The sequence below is a fragment of the Xanthobacter sp. 126 genome, assembly GCF_000526175.1.
Lineage (GTDB): Bacteria > Pseudomonadota > Alphaproteobacteria > Rhizobiales > Xanthobacteraceae > Xanthobacter > Xanthobacter aminoxidans.
This window is the reverse complement of sequence record NZ_JAFO01000001.1, coordinates 1,519,271-1,534,965: the sequence shown is the minus strand read 5'-3', so window position 1 is coordinate 1,534,965 and position 15,695 is coordinate 1,519,271. Positions and strand designations below refer to the sequence as shown.

Annotated in this window: 15 protein-coding genes; 9 read left to right on the top strand and 6 right to left on the bottom strand. The window is 68.6% G+C overall.

The genetic code is table 11. From position 1 onward, the window contains the following. Positions 1-87: 87 nt before the first annotated feature. Together modB and modC are read left to right on the top strand one after the other, a co-directional pair. Positions 88-780, top strand: a complete 693-nt coding sequence (gene modB / locus XAN126_RS0107180; protein WP_029876847.1) for a molybdate ABC transporter permease subunit — start codon at positions 88-90, stop codon at positions 778-780. Further along, positions 777-1,991: a molybdenum ABC transporter ATP-binding protein gene (gene modC, locus XAN126_RS0107175; protein WP_024277914.1), complete on the top strand. Its 1,215-nt coding sequence runs from the start codon at positions 777-779 to the stop codon at positions 1,989-1,991. Before modB ends, modC begins: the two co-directional genes overlap by 4 nt. Here the strand turns inward: modC and XAN126_RS0107170 are convergent. After that, positions 1,885-2,361: a LysR family transcriptional regulator gene (locus XAN126_RS0107170; protein WP_024277913.1), complete on the bottom strand. Its 477-nt coding sequence runs from the start codon at positions 2,359-2,361 to the stop codon at positions 1,885-1,887. The genes modC and XAN126_RS0107170 overlap by 107 nt on opposite strands. Positions 2,362-2,493: 132 nt before the next feature. Next, on the bottom strand, positions 2,494-3,360 hold the full coding sequence (locus tag XAN126_RS0107165; RefSeq protein WP_024277912.1) for an FTR1 family protein: 867 nt from the start codon (positions 3,358-3,360) through the stop codon (positions 2,494-2,496). 514 nt (positions 3,361-3,874) lie between these two features. Between XAN126_RS0107165 and XAN126_RS0107160 the strand changes: the two genes are divergently transcribed. From XAN126_RS0107160 to XAN126_RS0107135, 6 genes are all read left to right on the top strand, one after another. Further along, a complete protein-coding gene (locus tag XAN126_RS0107160) occupies positions 3,875-5,149 on the top strand; it encodes an imelysin family protein (RefSeq protein WP_024277911.1) in 1,275 nt (424 codons plus the stop codon). A gap of 24 nt (positions 5,150-5,173) precedes the next feature. Then, positions 5,174-6,646, top strand: coding sequence for a multicopper oxidase family protein (locus tag XAN126_RS0107155; RefSeq protein WP_024277910.1), 1,473 nt, complete (start codon positions 5,174-5,176; stop codon positions 6,644-6,646). Between the two features lie 2 nt (positions 6,647-6,648). Further along, on the top strand, positions 6,649-7,893 hold the full coding sequence (locus XAN126_RS0107150) for a di-heme oxidoredictase family protein (RefSeq protein ID WP_024277909.1): 1,245 nt from the start codon (positions 6,649-6,651) through the stop codon (positions 7,891-7,893). A gap of 48 nt (positions 7,894-7,941) precedes the next feature. After that, complete coding sequence (locus XAN126_RS0107145) at positions 7,942-9,033, top strand: imelysin family protein (protein WP_024277908.1); 1,092 nt, start codon at positions 7,942-7,944, stop codon at positions 9,031-9,033. 4 nt (positions 9,034-9,037) lie between these two features. Further along, a complete protein-coding gene (locus XAN126_RS0107140) occupies positions 9,038-10,183 on the top strand; it encodes a DUF1513 domain-containing protein (RefSeq protein WP_245272228.1) in 1,146 nt (381 codons plus the stop codon). Between the two features lie 94 nt (positions 10,184-10,277). After that, positions 10,278-10,838 (top strand): NADPH-dependent FMN reductase, encoded by a 561-nt coding sequence (locus XAN126_RS0107135; protein WP_081762549.1) that lies wholly within the window; start codon positions 10,278-10,280, stop codon positions 10,836-10,838. 7 nt (positions 10,839-10,845) lie between these two features. On the opposite strand, the gene queD is transcribed toward XAN126_RS0107135, so the two are convergent. The 3 genes from queD to XAN126_RS0107120 form a co-directional block, all read right to left on the bottom strand. Continuing rightward, positions 10,846-11,202 carry a 6-carboxytetrahydropterin synthase QueD gene (gene queD, locus XAN126_RS0107130; RefSeq protein ID WP_024277905.1) on the bottom strand — a complete coding sequence of 119 codons (357 nt, stop codon included), beginning with the start codon at positions 11,200-11,202 and terminating at the stop codon, positions 10,846-10,848. Between the two features lie 35 nt (positions 11,203-11,237). After that, positions 11,238-11,873, bottom strand: coding sequence for a 7-carboxy-7-deazaguanine synthase (gene queE / locus XAN126_RS0107125; RefSeq protein ID WP_024277904.1), 636 nt, complete (start codon positions 11,871-11,873; stop codon positions 11,238-11,240). 85 nt (positions 11,874-11,958) lie between these two features. Continuing rightward, positions 11,959-13,119, bottom strand: a complete 1,161-nt coding sequence (locus tag XAN126_RS0107120; RefSeq protein WP_024277903.1) for an alpha/beta hydrolase — start codon at positions 13,117-13,119, stop codon at positions 11,959-11,961. Positions 13,120-13,429: 310 nt separating this feature from the next. On the opposite strand from XAN126_RS0107120, the gene XAN126_RS0107115 reads away from it, so the two are divergent. Then, positions 13,430-14,395, top strand: a complete 966-nt coding sequence (locus tag XAN126_RS0107115; RefSeq protein WP_029876843.1) for a ring-cleaving dioxygenase — start codon at positions 13,430-13,432, stop codon at positions 14,393-14,395. An 81-nt stretch (positions 14,396-14,476) separates the two neighbouring features. Here XAN126_RS0107115 and XAN126_RS0107110 read toward each other — a convergent pair whose 3' ends face one another. Continuing rightward, the gene (locus XAN126_RS0107110) at positions 14,477-15,607 is read right to left on the bottom strand and encodes an aminomethyltransferase family protein (protein ID WP_024277901.1); all 1,131 of its coding nucleotides are present in this window, start codon (positions 15,605-15,607) and stop codon (positions 14,477-14,479) included. Between the last annotated feature and the right edge of the window lie 88 nt (positions 15,608-15,695).

The window sequence follows — 15,695 nt, the reverse complement described above, 5'->3', positions numbered from 1 at the left end:
AGCGGAACGGGAATTGCTTATTGGGGGCAAAAGACCGAGCCTGATCTGGAGCGAGGCGAGGCCTTTTCGCAGGCGGATTTGTTCGAGATGTTGCTCACTCCCGAAGAATGGACGGCCGTGCGGCTGAGCCTGGAGGTGGCCTTCTGGGCCACCCTTTGCAGCCTGCCGCCGGCCATTCTCATTGGCTGGGTGCTCGCCCGGTTCGAATTCCCCGGCAAGGGCATCTTCGACGGCATCGTCCATTTGCCCCTCGTTCTGCCCAAGGTGGTGGTGGGCTATCTGCTGCTCATCGTCCTCGGCAATCGCGGCTATCTCGGCCAGTATCTCCACGAGTGGTTCGGCATCTCGCTGATCTTCTCCACCGCTGGCGCCACCGTGGCGGCGGCGGTGGTGAGCTTCCCGCTCACGGTCAACGCCATCCGCCTCGCCATCGGCGGCATCGACAAGGGCATCGAGACGGCGGCGCGGACGCTGGGCGCCAGCAGGCTCGATGCCTTCTTCACCGTGACCTTGCCGCTGATGATGCCCGGCGTGCTCTCCGGCTGCCTCATCTCGCTCGCCTCGGCGCTGGGCGAGTTCGGCGCCACCATCACCTTCGTCTCCAATGTGGAAGGCCAGACGCGGACCATCCCGCTCGCCATCTACAGCGCCACCCACATGCCCGACGGCGACGCCATGGCCCTGCGCCTCACCGTGGTCTCGGTGATCCTCGCCCTCGGCTCCCTCATGCTGGCGGAGATGGCGGACAAGCGCATCCGCGTGGCGCTGGGCCAGATATGATCGAGATCGACGTTTCCCTCGCCCGCTCCACCGGCTTTCACCTAAAGGCGGATCTCCGGGCACCCGAGAGGGGCGTGACGGCCCTGTTCGGCCGCTCCGGCTGCGGCAAGACCACGGTGATCCAGCTGGTCGCCGGCTCGCTCACGCCGGACAGCGGGCACATCCGCGTCGGCGATACGGTGTTCTACGACAGGCAGGCGGGCATCAACCTGCCCATGGAGCAGCGCGCGGTCGGCTACGTGTTCCAGGACGCGCGGCTGTTCCCGCACATGACCATCGAGAACAACCTGCGCTACGGCGAGCGCCGCACCCGGCGGCCGCGCACCATCCAGTTCGATGCCGTGGTGGAGATGCTGGGCGTCGGCCACCTGCTGAAGCGCCGGCCGCACACCCTCTCCGGCGGCGAGAAGCAGCGCATCGCCATCGGCCGCGCGCTGCTCTCCCAGCCCCGCCTGCTGCTGATGGACGAGCCCCTCGCCTCGTTGGACGAGATGCGCAAGGGCGAGATCCTGCCTTATCTGGAGCGACTGAGGGACGAGCTGAACCTGCCCATCCTCTATGTCAGCCACTCCATCGAGGAGGTGCTGCGCCTCGCGGACGCGGTGGCGGCGCTTTCGGATGGCAAGGTCATCGCCTGCGGCCCCCTCGCCGACGTGCTGTCGCGGCCCGAGCTGCTGCCGGTGATCGGCCGCTTCGACATCGGCACCATCCTCGACTGCACGGTGACGGCGCACGACCCCGACCTCGGCCTCTCCACCGTCTCGTTCGCCGATGGTGAATTGCGGGTCCCGCTGGTGGGCCGCCCGGTGGGGGCACCGGCGCGGGCGCGCATCCGCTCGCGCGACGTGTCCCTGTCCCTGTCGCGGCCCATGGACGTGTCGGTGACGAACCGGATTTCCGGCACCATCTCCGCCATCACGCGGGCGGAAGGCCCGTTCTCCGAGGTGGAACTGGCGCTGTCCGCCGGCCGCCTCAGCTCGCTGGTGACGCAGGAAAGCGTGCTGCGCCTTGGCCTTGAGCCCGGCATGCAGGTGTGGGCGATGATCAAGGCGGTGACGGTGGACAGCCGGCCGGCGGGCTTCCACTCACCGGGCGCGGAGATCGTCAGCCCGCCTGCTTCACGGCCGGCCCGGCCAGCGGCGAATCCGCCTCAGGATCCCCCGGCTCTGCGTCTGATTTCGGGTGGTAATCCGCCGCAAGGGCGGACGTGAGCTCGTCCAGCGCCCCGCTGGTGGCCTTCGCCGCCTGCCGCTCCATGGCGCGATAGAGCGCGATCACCCGCTCGCCGAAGGCCGTCACCTCGGTGCCCGCGCCACGCCGGCCCGGGAACGTGACGATCACGCGTTGCTCGAACATGCGGTCCAGCTCATCCACCAGCAGCCAGGCGCGGCGATAGCTCATGCCGATGGCCTTGGCGGCGGCGAGGATGGAGCGGTGTTCGCGGATCGCCTCCAGCAGCTTGATCTTGCCCGGTCCGAGGCGCCGGCCGTCGGCGAAGTCCACGCGCAGGAACAGGCGGGTGCCGTCACGGCCCTGTCCGGCCTTGGCGCGGCTTTCCTTGCTGCTCGTTCCGCCGCTCATGTGCTTCTCCTCGGATGCCGCCCGGCGTTCCGCCTGCGCCGCGTGTCCCGGAGCCCGGAACATCGCGCGTCAGCATACCGGAAGCCGGAGACCGCGGAAACGCCGGCGGGCACCGGAAAGTGCGTCGAGCACTCAGGCGCGGGAAACGTGGCCACCGGCCGAGCGGCCGGTGCTCTGCCGGCGCGGAGCCGAAGCGAGGCGGCCGTTGACGATGGCCGACAGGCCGAGGATGACCGCCACCGTCGCCACATAGGCGATCACCTGCATGCCCGTGGGCTCGGCGCGGTAGCCGATAAGCGTGCGCAGCACGCGGCCCAGCGCGCTGTCGTCCGCCAGCAGCCAGCTCGAATTCCACACCGGCTCCGCCAGCGACTGGATGAAGCCGGAATCCTGCAGGATGCCCACCACCTGCGCGGCAAGGCCGGCGGCGAGAAGCGTGATGAGGACGGACGTGACCTTGAACAGATGCTTGAGCGGGATGGCCACGAGGCCGCGATAGAGCAGCAGCGAGAGGGCAGCACCCGCCGCCAGACCGCCGAGACCGCCGAGCACGATCGCACCGGGCGAATCGGCGCCCGTGCTGGCGATGCCATAGAGGAAGAGCACGATCTCCACGCCCTCGCGCAGCACGGCCATGCCGACGACGATGGCCAGCGCGGCGAGCGGCTTGCGCCCCTCCTTCACCTCGCGGCCGACCTCCCGCATCTCCATGACCATGTGCTTGCCGTGGCTCGCCATCCAGACGACCGTCCACACCAGCATGACCACCGCGACGGAGAGGATGGCGGCATTCAGGATGTCCTGGCCCGAGCCGTCGAAGGTGGAGGCGATGGTATCGGCGAAGAGGGCGAGGACCGCAGAGCCGGCGATGCCGCCGAGAATGCCGAGGCTGATCCACAGGCCGCGATGGCGAATGCCCTCGGAGGCGGCGAGCACCACGCCGGTGACGATGCCGGCCTCGAGGACTTCACGAAAAACGATCAGAAGCGCGGCAATCATCGCGGCCTGTCCTTTTTGTCCCCGACGGCCGCTGCCGGCACGCACGAGCGGGCATAAACGCTGCCCTCGTGGCCTTCGCCCTTCGGGAGAGATCGCCGTCGGGACGAAAACCAATTGAATATGACGAAACCTTATCACCCGCCGGCAGGCCCTGTCACCGCAACGGCAGAGGTTTGGAATTGTTCAAATGAAAAGCTGCGCGCTCGCTCGGTGGCCATTGAGACTATAGTTCAAGGGCGTCGGCATCCGGCCCGCGACCCCGCCGTGTCCAGCGTTTGCAGCCGGGCGCGACGAAACGGCCCGGCGAGGCACGGATATAGAGTGACGTAACGTCTTCTACTAAGGGGTGCGTCGCTTTGACTTGGGAGAGACAAGTCGAGCCCCCGCACTCTGGACATGGAACAATTCCATTATTGTCTCAAGCGCTTGCCCGCCATCGGCCCGGCTCATACTCTCCGCCGCGATGGGGCAATGGCCCCGGTTCCGGTTTTCGAATTTCAAGGAGAGAAGGTCGATGCGCGCGCATTTTCTCGGCGCCGTCATCGCGTCAGTCGCAGCATTCGCGAGCCCCGTGCTCGCGGATGCGCCGAAGCCGCGTGATGTGATTGTCCACTACGCCGACCTCGCCGAGGTGATGTACGGCTCGTCCGCCGCCACGGCCAAGGACATGCAGAAGGCCATCGACGCCTTCCTCGCCGCCCCCAGCGCCGACAGTCTCGGCAAGGCGCGCGATGCGTGGAAGGCGGCCCGCGTCTACTACCAGCAGACCGAGGCCTTCCGCTTCGGCAACAAGATCGTCGACGAGTGGGAAGGCAATGTGAACGCCTGGCCGCTCGACGAAGGACTCATCGATTACGTGGACAAGAAGAGCTACGGCGAGAAGTCCGACGAGAACCCGCTCTACACCGCCAATGTGATCGCCTCGAAGTCCATCCGCATCGGCAAGAAGACGGTGGACGTCACCAAGATCACGCCCAAGCTGCTGCACGAGCTGAATTCGGCAGGCGGCGTCGAGGCGAACGTGGGCTCCGGCTGGCACGCCATCGAATTCCTGCTGTGGGGCCAGAACCTCCACAATGCGACGCCCAGCCAGGGCCAGCGCCCCTACACCGACTATGACCTGAAGAACTGCACCAACGGCAACTGCGACCGTCGCGGCGAGTATCTCAAGGTCGCCACCCAGACGCTGGTCGCCGATCTCGACGAGATGACCGGCCTGTGGGGCGCCAAGGGCAAGGCCCGCGCCGCGCTCATCAAGAAGAACGACAAGGCCGGCCTTGCCACCATCTTCACCGGCCTCGGCTCTCTCTCCTACGGCGAGCTCGCCGGCGAGCGCATGAAGCTCGGCCTCATCCTCCATGATCCGGAGGAGGCGCACGACTGCTTCTCCAACAACACCCAGAACGCGCACTATTACGACGAAGTGGGCATCCGCGACGTCTATTACGGCACCTTCGTGAAGCCGGACGGCTCCAAGGTCACCGGCCCCTCGGTCGCCGACCTCATCCGCGCCGCCGACCCGAAGATCGCCGACGAGATCGACGCCAAGTCCGACGCCGCCCTCGCCGCCCTCAAGGCGCTGAAGGACGTGGCGGATTCCGGAGAGATCACCTACGACAAGATGCTGGAAGAGGGGAACACCAAGGGCGCCAAGCTGATCCAGGACGGCGTGGATGCCCTCGTGGCCCAGGCCCACGCCATCGAGCGCGGCGTCTCGGCCCTCAAGCTCCAGATCAAGATGGAAGGCTCCAAGAGCCTGGACGACCCGAAGAACGTGAAGAAGAAGTGAGACCATGACGATGGGACGGACGCGATGATCTCGCGTCGGGCGCTGCTGGCCGGCGCAGCGGCTGCGGGGGCGGTGGGGTTCGCCCCCTCCGCCCTCGGCCGCGTGCCGGCCTCCGTGGACACCCTGCCGAAGAGCGCGCCGGTGCGCCGGCTCGCCCTCTCGGCGGCGGAAATGGAAATGCCGCTGCTCGGGCCGGGCAAGCCGGTGACGAAGGATTTCTGCGCCTATAACGGCACGCCCTTCCTCACCCTGCGCGCGCCGGTGGGCACACGGCTGATGGTGGATTTCGAGAACCGCCTGCCGGACCTCACCACCGTCCACTGGCACGGCGTGCGCGTGCCCTATCTCTCGGATGGCGTCTCGCCCATCACCCAGGCGCCGATCCCCGCGGGCAGCACATTCACCTACAATGTGCCTCTGCCCGATCCCGGCTTCTATTTCTTCCATCCCCATTGCGACGAGACGGGCCAGGTCGGTCGCGGCCTCGTCGGCCTGCTGGTGGTGGATGATCCCGCCGAGGCGAAGCTCGGCTTCGATGCCGAGCACTTCATCGTGGTCAAGGACTGGCGGCTGGACGAAAAGGACGGCCGCTGGCTGGAGATGTTCACCGACGAGGGCGCCTCCACCGCCGGCACCTTCGGCACGGTGCGCGCCACCAACGGCTCCATCGTGCCGCCCCGCGTCGAGGCGCCGGCCTATGGCGACGTGCGGCTCAGGGTGATCGTCGCCGATTCCACCCGCACCATCGATTTCGGCTGCGAGACGGAAGACGCGGCCATCATCGCCATCGACGGTCAGGCCCTGACGCCCCTCCCCTTCTCCAAGCTGCCGAACGAGATCTGGCGCATGGGCCCGGCCATGCGTATCGACGTGCATGTGCGCATGCCCGGCCCCGGCGAGGAGGTGAAGGTCTACGACTACCGCACCGCCGAGCCCTATCTGCTCACCACGCTGGTCGGCGTGGACAAGGGCCGGAAGAAGACCGCCTTCCGCCCCAAGGCGCTGCCCCCCGCCAAGGTGCCGCTGCCGGACGTGAAGCACGCGAACCGCATCGATTATCTGGTGCAGACCGCCGCCGGCCCCATCGTGAGCGGCGATCCCCTGCCGCCGGACGATCCGCTGGCCAAGGCGCTGATTGCCTCAGCCTGCGTCGGCAGCAAGACCTTCTGGGCCATCAACCGCAATTCCTGGGGCGCCGGCGCGGACCTGCGCCTGCCGCCGCCGCTGGCGACGCTGAAGGACGGGGCGAGCTACATCGTCTCCATCACCAACGTCACCAAGCACGTCCACCCCATGCATCTGCATGGGCACGTCTTCCGCGTGCTGTCCTCCTCCAAGAAGAAGGACATCCCGCCCTATCTTGCCGATACGGTCATGACCGAGCCCAACGAGACGGTGGAGATCGCCTTCCGCGCCACCAGCGGCGACTGGGTGTTCCACTGCCACATCCTGGAGCACATGGATTCCGGCCTCATGGGCTGGATCAGGGTGGTGTGAGGATGCGCGTGCGTCTTCTCCTCGCGTTGCTTGCCGCCCTCTCCGCGACGCCCGCTGCCGCCGAGACCCTGGACAAGCTGGACCTCGCCATCGGCAAGGCCCTGTTCAAGCGCCCCTGGGTGCCTGCCCCCGCCTCGACCCGTGGCGATGACGGCCTCGGCCCGCTGTTCGACGCCCGCTCCTGCGCCACCTGCCATCCCGCCGACCGCCGCGCCCCCGCGCGTCTGGAGAACGGCACGGCGGAGCGCGGCTTCGTGCTGATGATCGGACGGCCGGACGGCAGCGGCGATCCCGTCTATGGCCGCCGGTTCCAGATCGATGCGGTGCCCGGCATCCCAAGCGAGGGCATGATCGGCGTCACCGACACACCGCTGCCGGACGGCCGCATCGCCCGCAAGCCCCATCCCGAGGCGCTGGGCTACGGACCGCTTGATCCCGCGAGCGGCCTGTCTCTCCGCGTGGGGCCGGACCTCAAGGGCCGCGGGGCGCTCGCCGCCGTGCCTGATGCCGCCATCCTCGCGGTGGAGCGGGAGCAGGCGAAGGGCAAAGACGGCGTGAAGGGCATGGCGCGGCGTGTGGCGCAGGCCGACGGCAGCACAGCCATCGGCCGCTTCGGCTGGAAGGCCTCGCAGCCGACCCTCGCCGGCCAGTCGGCGGAAGCCTTCTTCCTCGATCTCGGCCTCTCCAACCGCTTCCATCCCGAGCCGTGGGGCGATTGCACGCCCACCCAGACCGCCTGCCGGCAGGCCCTCCACGGCAATGCCAATGCCACCTCCGGGGATGCGGACGACGAACTGGAAATCGGCTCGGCGGTGCTCGACCGGGTGGTGGCCTATGTGGCCTCCCTGCCCCAGCCCGAACCGGAAGACATGCCCAGGGCCGAGGCCAAGCGTGGCGCGGCGCTGTTCGCCTCCACCGGCTGCGCCCAGTGCCACCGGCCGTCCTTGCCCACTGCCGACGGCGAAGCGCGCATGTACACCGATCTTCTGCTGCACGAGATGGGGCCGGACCTCGGCGATACCATGCCGGAGCCCGGTGTGGGGGCCTCGCAATGGCGCACCGCGCCCCTCGCCGGCCTCTCCGATGCGCGCGCCGCCAACACCGGCCTGCTGCACGATGGCCGCGCGCGGACGGTGGAGGAGGCGATTGCCTGGCACGGCGGCGAGGCGGCCACCGCACAGCGGCGCTTCGGCGCGCTTCCGCCCAAGGACAGGGCGGCGCTGGTGCGGTACGTTTCTTCCCTGTGATTTTTGCCGGCCGCAGCCGGTGTGGGCCTGATATTGCGGATCGACGTCATGATTGAAGCCACGCGCCGTTATTCCCTCCGCCTTGCTGGCGCAGCACTCGCGGCCGCGCTCGCCCTTGGGACAGGCCCGGCCGCCGCGGCCGATCCGAAGCTCGATCCCCTGCCGCTCATCGAGGGCTGGCTCTTGCCGCGCTACGATGCGCTGGTTGCTGCCACCGCCGCGCAGGCGAAGGCGTGGGCCGCCTTCTGCCCCGCCCCCTCGGCGGCCGGCGTGGCGCCGCTGAAGGAGGCCTATGGCAAGGCGGCGGATGCGTGGAACGCGGTGGAGTTCGTCACCTTCGGCCCCATCACCCTGTCGCTCCGGGCCGACCGCATCTCCTTCTTCCCGGACCGGCGCAACGGCATCAGCCGCGGGCTGTCCGAGATCATCGCCGACAGCGATCCCGCCCGCCTCGCGCCGGAGCGCTTCATGCAGTCGAGTGCCGCGGTGCAGGGCCTGCCGGCGCTGGAGCGGCTGCTTTACGAGGAGGGCGCCGCCGAGGCGCTGGTCGCAGGCCCCGAGGCGGCGCGGCGCTGCGCGCTCGGCACCGCCATCGCCAACAACCTCGCCACCATCACCGGCGAAATCCGCACCGCGTGGGGCGACAAATCCACCGGCGCGCTGGGCGCCATCGTCTCCGGCAAGGGCGATCCCGCCCTGTTCCCGGATGTGGGCGCCCTGCCCGGCATGATCCTCACCGACCTGTCCGGCGCCTACCAGCGCGTGACCGACACCAAGCTGCTGCCCGTGCTCGGCGCCAGCCCTGCCGATGCGAAGCCGACGGTCGCCGACAGCTGGCGCTCCGGCCGCTCCGGCCGCGTCGCCGCGAACATGATCCACAGCGCCGACGCCCTCCTCGTCGCCGTGGGCACGCAGATGCCGAGCCGGCCGCAATTCGTGGTCAACAAGGCCGCCACCGCCGCCGATGCTGCCGCCGACAAGCTGCCTGCCGATATCGGCGCCGCAGCCGCCACCGCATCGGGCGCGCAGGGCATCCACGCGACCATCAAGACCTTCAAGGCGGCGCAGCTCGCCGTCTACAAACCCATCGCTTCCTATTTCGGCATCTCGCTGGGCTTCAACGCCCTCGATGGCGACTGAGGCCATGGCGACGGACATGCGCGCCCGCCTCGACCACGCCCCGCTCATCGGCCGGCGCGGCCTGCTGCTCGGCGGAGCCGCGCTTCTCGCAGCCTCCGCCTTGCAGGGCGGCCTGCGCGCCGCCGAACTGGACGAGGGCTGGCTGGCGACGGCGGGCGTAGGCGAGGGATTCGCCGCAGTCGGCCTCGACACCAGCTTCGCGGCCACACCGGAGGCCCCCTCCGACGCCCGGCTGCATGGCATCGAGGCGAGCCCCGTCGGGCCGCTCGCAGTGGCGGTGGGGCGGCGGCCGGGGCGCATCGCACTCGTGTTCGACCGGCGCAAGGGCGGCGTCGTCGCGCGCTTCGGGCCGGGCGAAGGCCGCGTCTTTTCCGGCCATGGCCGCTTCACGGCGGACGGCCGGCTGCTCCTGACCAACGAGATCGAGCATCCCGCGGACGGCGTTCGCGCCATGGGCCGGGGCGTCGTGGCCGTGCGGGCGGTGGACGGCGGCTTTGCCATCCGTGACGAATGGGGGAGCGGCGGCGACGGCCCGCACGATCTGATGCGCTCGGGCGCTGCCCTGGTCATCGCCAACGGCGGCATCGAGCCCAACACGCCGGAGGCGCGCGACGCCGAGGTGACGGGCTCCGGCGTCACCCTCGTCGATCCCGCAACCGGCGCCGTGCGCGGCGAAGGCAAGCTCTCCGCCGACCTCGCCAGCCTGTCGCTCCGCCACCTCGCCCGCGACGGCAATGGCGGCACGGTGGTGGCGGCGCAGGACCTCTTGAAGGACGGCGAGGCCCGCCCCCTCCTCTTCCGCATCGCCGCCGATGGCGCGCTCACGCCCTTCGATGCGCCAGACGAGGCGTGGCGGGCGCTGCGGGGATATGTGGGCTCGGTGGCCTATGACCCGTCCGGCCGCTTCGTCGCCTGCGCCACCCCGCGCGGAAACCAGGTCGCCATCTGGCAGGCGGACGGCCGCTATATCGGCGCGGTGCCCCTCACCGATGGCTGCGGCCTCGCGGCCGGTGCGGAGACGGGCACCTTCATCGCCGCGTCCGGCTATGGGGAAGTGATCGTGGTGAAGGCCGCGCCCGAGGGCGTCGCCATCACCGCGCGGCGCACCGGCGGGCCGCGCTACGACAACCACATGGTGCGGATCGGCTGATTTTCACCAGTGGTTTTCACCTGGGCCCACGCAACCTTCCCGGTTTTGCGCCATTATCCCCGGCGAGCCCATGGCGGGCAGCGGGAGAATGGCGATGAACTGGGTCGTGCTTGTCGGCAGCGTTCGCAAGGGGTCCCTCAATGCCGCTCTCGCCCGCGCACTGGCCGGCATCGCGCCGGAGGGGACGACGCTCACGATTCTGCCCTCCATCGCGGAATTCCCCATCTATGACGGGGACATCGAGGCGGAAGGCTTCCCGGCCCCGGTGACGGCCATGGGCGCCAAGGTCGCGGCGGCGGATGCGCTGGTGATCGTCACGCCGGAATACAATTACTCGGTTCCGGGCGGCCTCAAGAATGCGATCGACTGGCTCTCGCGCCTGAAGCCGCAGCCGCTCGCCGGCAAGCCCACCCTCATCATGTCGGCCTCGCCCAGCACCATGGGCGGCGGGCGCGCGCAATATCACCTGCGGCAGGTGCTGGTGGCGCTCAACGCCCACGTCATGAACGTACCGGAGGTGATGGTCGCCCAGACCCACACCAAGATCGCCGACGGCATCGTAACTGACCAGGGCACGCTGGACTTCGTGAAGAAGCAGCTTGCCGCCTTCGCGACCTTCGTGAAGAAGGCGCAGGCGGGGGATGCCGCGGGCTGAAGCCCGCTCAGCCCTCCGCGTATTCCGCGTAGGACATGGGCGTCTCGTAGACCCGCACGGACGCGAGCGTGGGCAGGAGCGGCTTCATCCGCGTCCAGATCCACGCCGCGATGATCTCGGCGGTGGGATTTTCCAGCCCTTCGACGTCGTTGAGGCAATAATGGTCCAGCTGCTTCAGCAGCGGGCCGAAGGCGTTCTCCACATCGAAAAAGTCCACCACGAAGCCGGTCACGGGGTCCACCGGCCCCTCCAGCGCGAGGTCCACGCGATAGGAATGGCCGTGCACGCGCCGGCAGCGGTGGGTTTCCGGCACGTTGGGCAGAAAGTGCGCGGCCTCGAAGGTGAAGCCCTGGGTGATCCGCACGCGGCCGGGCAGCGCCGCCGGGGTGTCAGGGGTGGTCATGGAATTCCGATCATCTTGTGGGTCTGGACGGACAGGCGCCAGCGCGGATTGGCGAGGCAATAGGCCACCGCCGCATCGGTGTTCGCGCGGCGATCCGGCCCGTCCATGGGCTGCAGGAAGAAATGGGTGAAGGCGAGGCCCGCGACGCTGTCGGGGTCCAGGCCGGCCTGCGGGAAGACGAGCTTCAGCTCCTGCCCGGCGCGCTGCTTCATCTCGGTGCCGGCCTTGGGGCTGACGCAGATCCAGTCGAGCCCTTCCGGAGCGGCAACCGTTCCGTTGGTCTCCACCGCAATCTCGAAGCCGCGCGCATGCACCGCCCTGATAGCCGCCGGATCGAGCTGGAGCAGAGGCTCGCCGCCGGTGAAGACGACGAAACGGCGCTCGGCGCCGGCGTGGCCCCACACGGAAGCGATGGCCTCGGCCAGGGCGTCGGCATTGGCGAAGCGGCCGCCGCCTTCGCCATCCATGCCGACGAAATCGGTGTCGCAGAAACGGCATTGGGCGGCGGCGCGATCCTCCTCCCGCCCGGACCACAGGTTGCACCCCGCGAACCGGCAGAAGACGGCAGCACGCCCCGCCTGCGCCCCCTCCCCCTGCAGGGTGAGGAACATTTCCTTGACTGAATAGGCCATGAGGCGACGCCTTTAGACCGAACGCGCCCGCGAGGGAAGCGCCGGCCGGGCATGGCACATCCGCGAAAGGCTCGCCGGCCCGGCTCTATTGCGCCGGAGCCGGCTGGGCGGTGGCCGGCAGTGCCGGCCCGGGCGGCTGGGCCGCGCGGGCCTGATCGAGGCCAGTGATGCGCACACCCTGCATCTGCACGCTGTTGGACGCCGCGGTTCCATTGGCGCTGGCAATGGTGCTCTGCAGCTGCGGCGCCATCTCGGCGAGCTGGGCGAACTTGCCATGGTTGAAGCTGTCGAGCGCCTTCACGTCGGTCATGTCCACCACGACGGCGCCCAGCTCCACCAGCTCGGTGTCGTTGGCATATTCTCCGAGGCGCGGCTTCTTGCCGGCGAGGAAGTCGGAGAAGCCGAGCGCCTTGTCGTCGCGGGAGATGACGACGATGAACGGCTTCGGCGGCTTGCCGAAGCGGCGAAGCTGGGTCTTGAACACGTCCACGTCGATGTCGGGGGCGGCGAGGATGATGTTGCCGATCTTGTTCACCGGCAGGGTCTTGCCGGAGATGCGGATCTGGCGCAGCGCCTCCACCGTCAGCCAGTTGCCCATGGAGTGGGCGAGGATGCTCACCTGATCCGCGCCGCTGCCGAAGGCGAGACGGATGGTCTCCTCCAGCTGGTCGCGGGCAGCGGTGGCGCTGTTGTTGTCGTAGACGTAGCCCTCGGTGGTCGCCCGCGAGGCCCAGGTGAAGAGGACGGGCACGGCCGGCGCGTCGGAATCCGTCGCCATCTGGGCGAGGCGATAGAGCGCCTCGGAGAACATGGTGTTGTAGCCATGCACGAAGATGAAGACGTTGCGCTTGCCGGCGGGCCGGCGAGCCAGCTCGCTCTTCAGGTCGCGCAGAAACTCGCCTTGGGTGTCGCGGTAGATGGCCTCGCGCACCACCATGTCGGTGGCGGGATTGCCGAGGCCGTTCTTGGGCCACTCGATCTCACCCGGCCTGTGCGCGGGCGGCACCGAGAGGTCGATCTTCGCGAAATTGAGCTGGGCGGAGCGCTCGCCGTTGAAGAAGACGCCGGGGCGCGGATCGCGCTCGCGGGTGGAGGCGACGAGGATCACCTGCTCGCGCGCGCCCTCAGCCAGCGGAGCGGAGACCGGAACGAGCGCATCGATGCCGGGGCGGTCGGAGCAGCCGGCGACGAGCATCACCACCGTCGCAGCCGCCACGAGGCGCAGAACCAGATTGCGCTGCGTCATGCGCCACATCCCCCGAAATCTGCCGCTCGCAAGTGCATGCCCCCCCGCATGGAAGGACTTTCTTGGCACAAACAATGAGGCGGATGAACGGCGATCGCGGGAAATGCTGAACACCGGTGAAATGGTGCCATCGCGGCCACGCTCCCGGTTACCACAAATTGCATGAGAGAGGCGACCTAGCCCTATTCCATTCAATCGACTTGCAAATTAGCAAACCCGGATTGCGAACGTGGTTCTCGTCCCGAAGCGGCTGCGCCCCTATCTCTGGCACCAGACAGATACCAGACTCCGCACGCCGGAGGAGGACGCCATGCAAAACACCACCGAGACCACCGGGCCGCTCACCGGACTTCACCACGTCACGGCCATCACCGCGGATGCGCCCTACAACCACCGTTTCTATACGCAGACGCTCGGCATGCGCCTCGTGAAGAAGACGGTGAACCAGGACGACGTATCCGCCTATCACCTCTTCTATGCCGATGGGGAAGCCAACCCCGGCACCGACCTCACTTTCTTCGACTGGCCGGTGCCGCGCGAGCGCCGGGGCAGCCACGCAGCCGTGCGCACCTCACTGCGGGTGCGGGATGAGGCGGCGCTGGAATACTGGGCGGCGCGCCTCACCGACGCGGGCGTTTCCCATGCCGGCATCGAGACCCGCGACGACCGCCACCAGCTTCCGTTCGAGGACCGCGAAGGCCAGCGCCTCGCCTTGATCGTGGATGACGGCAAGGGGCCGGGCGTGCCCTGGGCGAAGAGCCCGGTGCCGGAGGCGCACCAGATCCGCGGCCTCGGGCCGATTCTGATCTCGGTGCCGGACCTCGCGCCCACGGCCGCCGTGCTCCTCCACGTGATGGGCATGAAGGAGGTGCGCATCTATGCCGCCGAGGACGGCCGCGCCATCCATGTGTTCGAGATGGGAGCCGGCGGCCCCGCCGCGGAAGTGCATGTGAAGGTGGAGCCGGGCCTTTCCCCCGCCGGACAGGGCGCGGGCGCGGTGCACCATGTGGCTTTCCGCGTCACCACCTTCGACCAGTACGAGGAGTGGGCGCGCCGGCTGAAGGAGCTGCGCATTTCCAACAGCGGCATGGTGGATCGCTTCTACTTCCGCTCGCTCTATTTCCGCGAGCCCAACGGCGTGCTGTTCGAACTGGCCACCGACGGGCCGGGATTTGCCGCCGACGAAGACGCCGCCCATCTGGGCGAACGCCTCGCCCTGCCGCCCTTCCTGGAAGGTCGCCGCAGCGCCATCGAGGCCGGCCTCAAGCCGCTCTGAGGGCAGCTCCAAACGCAAAAAAGGCCGGCCGGACGGGGAGATCCCGTCCGGCCGGCCTTTTGTTTGCGTCTCAGGCGGACGTCAGGCCCGCTCTTCCAGCGGATGCGTGCGCAGCCGCATGGGATCGTAGAAGGGGGTGCGCACCACGTTGGCCTCGAAGCTCTCGTCCCCGTCCACCACGGTGAGCGCGGTGCCGAGCGCGGTGACGTCGGGCCGCAGCGAGACCAGCGCCAGCGACTTCATGAGGTGGCGGCTGTAGGTGGTGGAATTCACCACGCCCACCTCGGCGCCATCCTTGAAGATCTTCGCGCCGGGCGTGATCGCCTTCGCCACCAGCACCTCCAGCCCGGCCTGATGGGTGCGCTCGGTGCCCTTGCGGGCGAGGAGAGCGGCCTTGCCGCGGAAGTCCGGCTTGGAGAGGTCCACGGACCAGTCCATCAGCACCTCGAAGGGCGTGGTGTCCTTGTGCGGCATGTCGAAGGGGAAGAAGAGCAGGGAGCCTTCGACCCGCACGATGTCGAGGCAATCCCACGACACGGGCATGGCGCCGAAGGGCTTTCCGACCTCGAGGATCTTGTCCCAGAGGAACACCGCATCCTTCGCCGCGCAGAAGACTTCGTAGCCGCGCTCGGCCGAGTAGCCGCCGCGGGCGAGCGATACCGGGATGCCGAACAGGGTGGTCTTGCCATGCCCGAAATAGGGCAGGTCCTTCAGCACCATGGGTGTGTGGGGGGAGAGGATGTCGAGGGCGAGGGGGCCCTGCAGGGAGAGGATGTGGACGTCGTTGTCACGGGAGAACGTGACATCAAAGCCCTGTGCCACCACCGGCAGCGCCTCTTCCAGCGCGCCGCCACCGTGGGAGAGGCGGAACTTGCCGTCGCCGTCCACATAGACGAGCACGTCGTCGATGAGCCCGCCTTCGTCGTCCACGATGGAGGATATCATGGAGCGGCCGGCCGGGATCTTGGCGATATCGGCGGTGAGCAGCTTGTTGAGGAAGGCGAGGGAGTCCGGCCCCGAGAGGTCGATGATCTTCAGCGCGGACACATCGAACAGGCCGGCGCGGGTGCGCACCGTCTCCGTCTCCATATAGGGATCGGTCGCGTAGTGCTGGGGGATCGCCATGTCGTTCCAGGATTCCTCGAGCTTGGAGCCGAGTTCCCGGTGGCGGTCGTTGAGGATCGATTGGCGCAGAATGGTCGCGCTGGTCATGTGCCCTCTCTTGAAGGATGCCGGCCCGTAGCCGGGCCCGTCGTTAAGGCGGGCGGCTCAGGCGGCCTCAAGGCCAGCCATGCGCGCC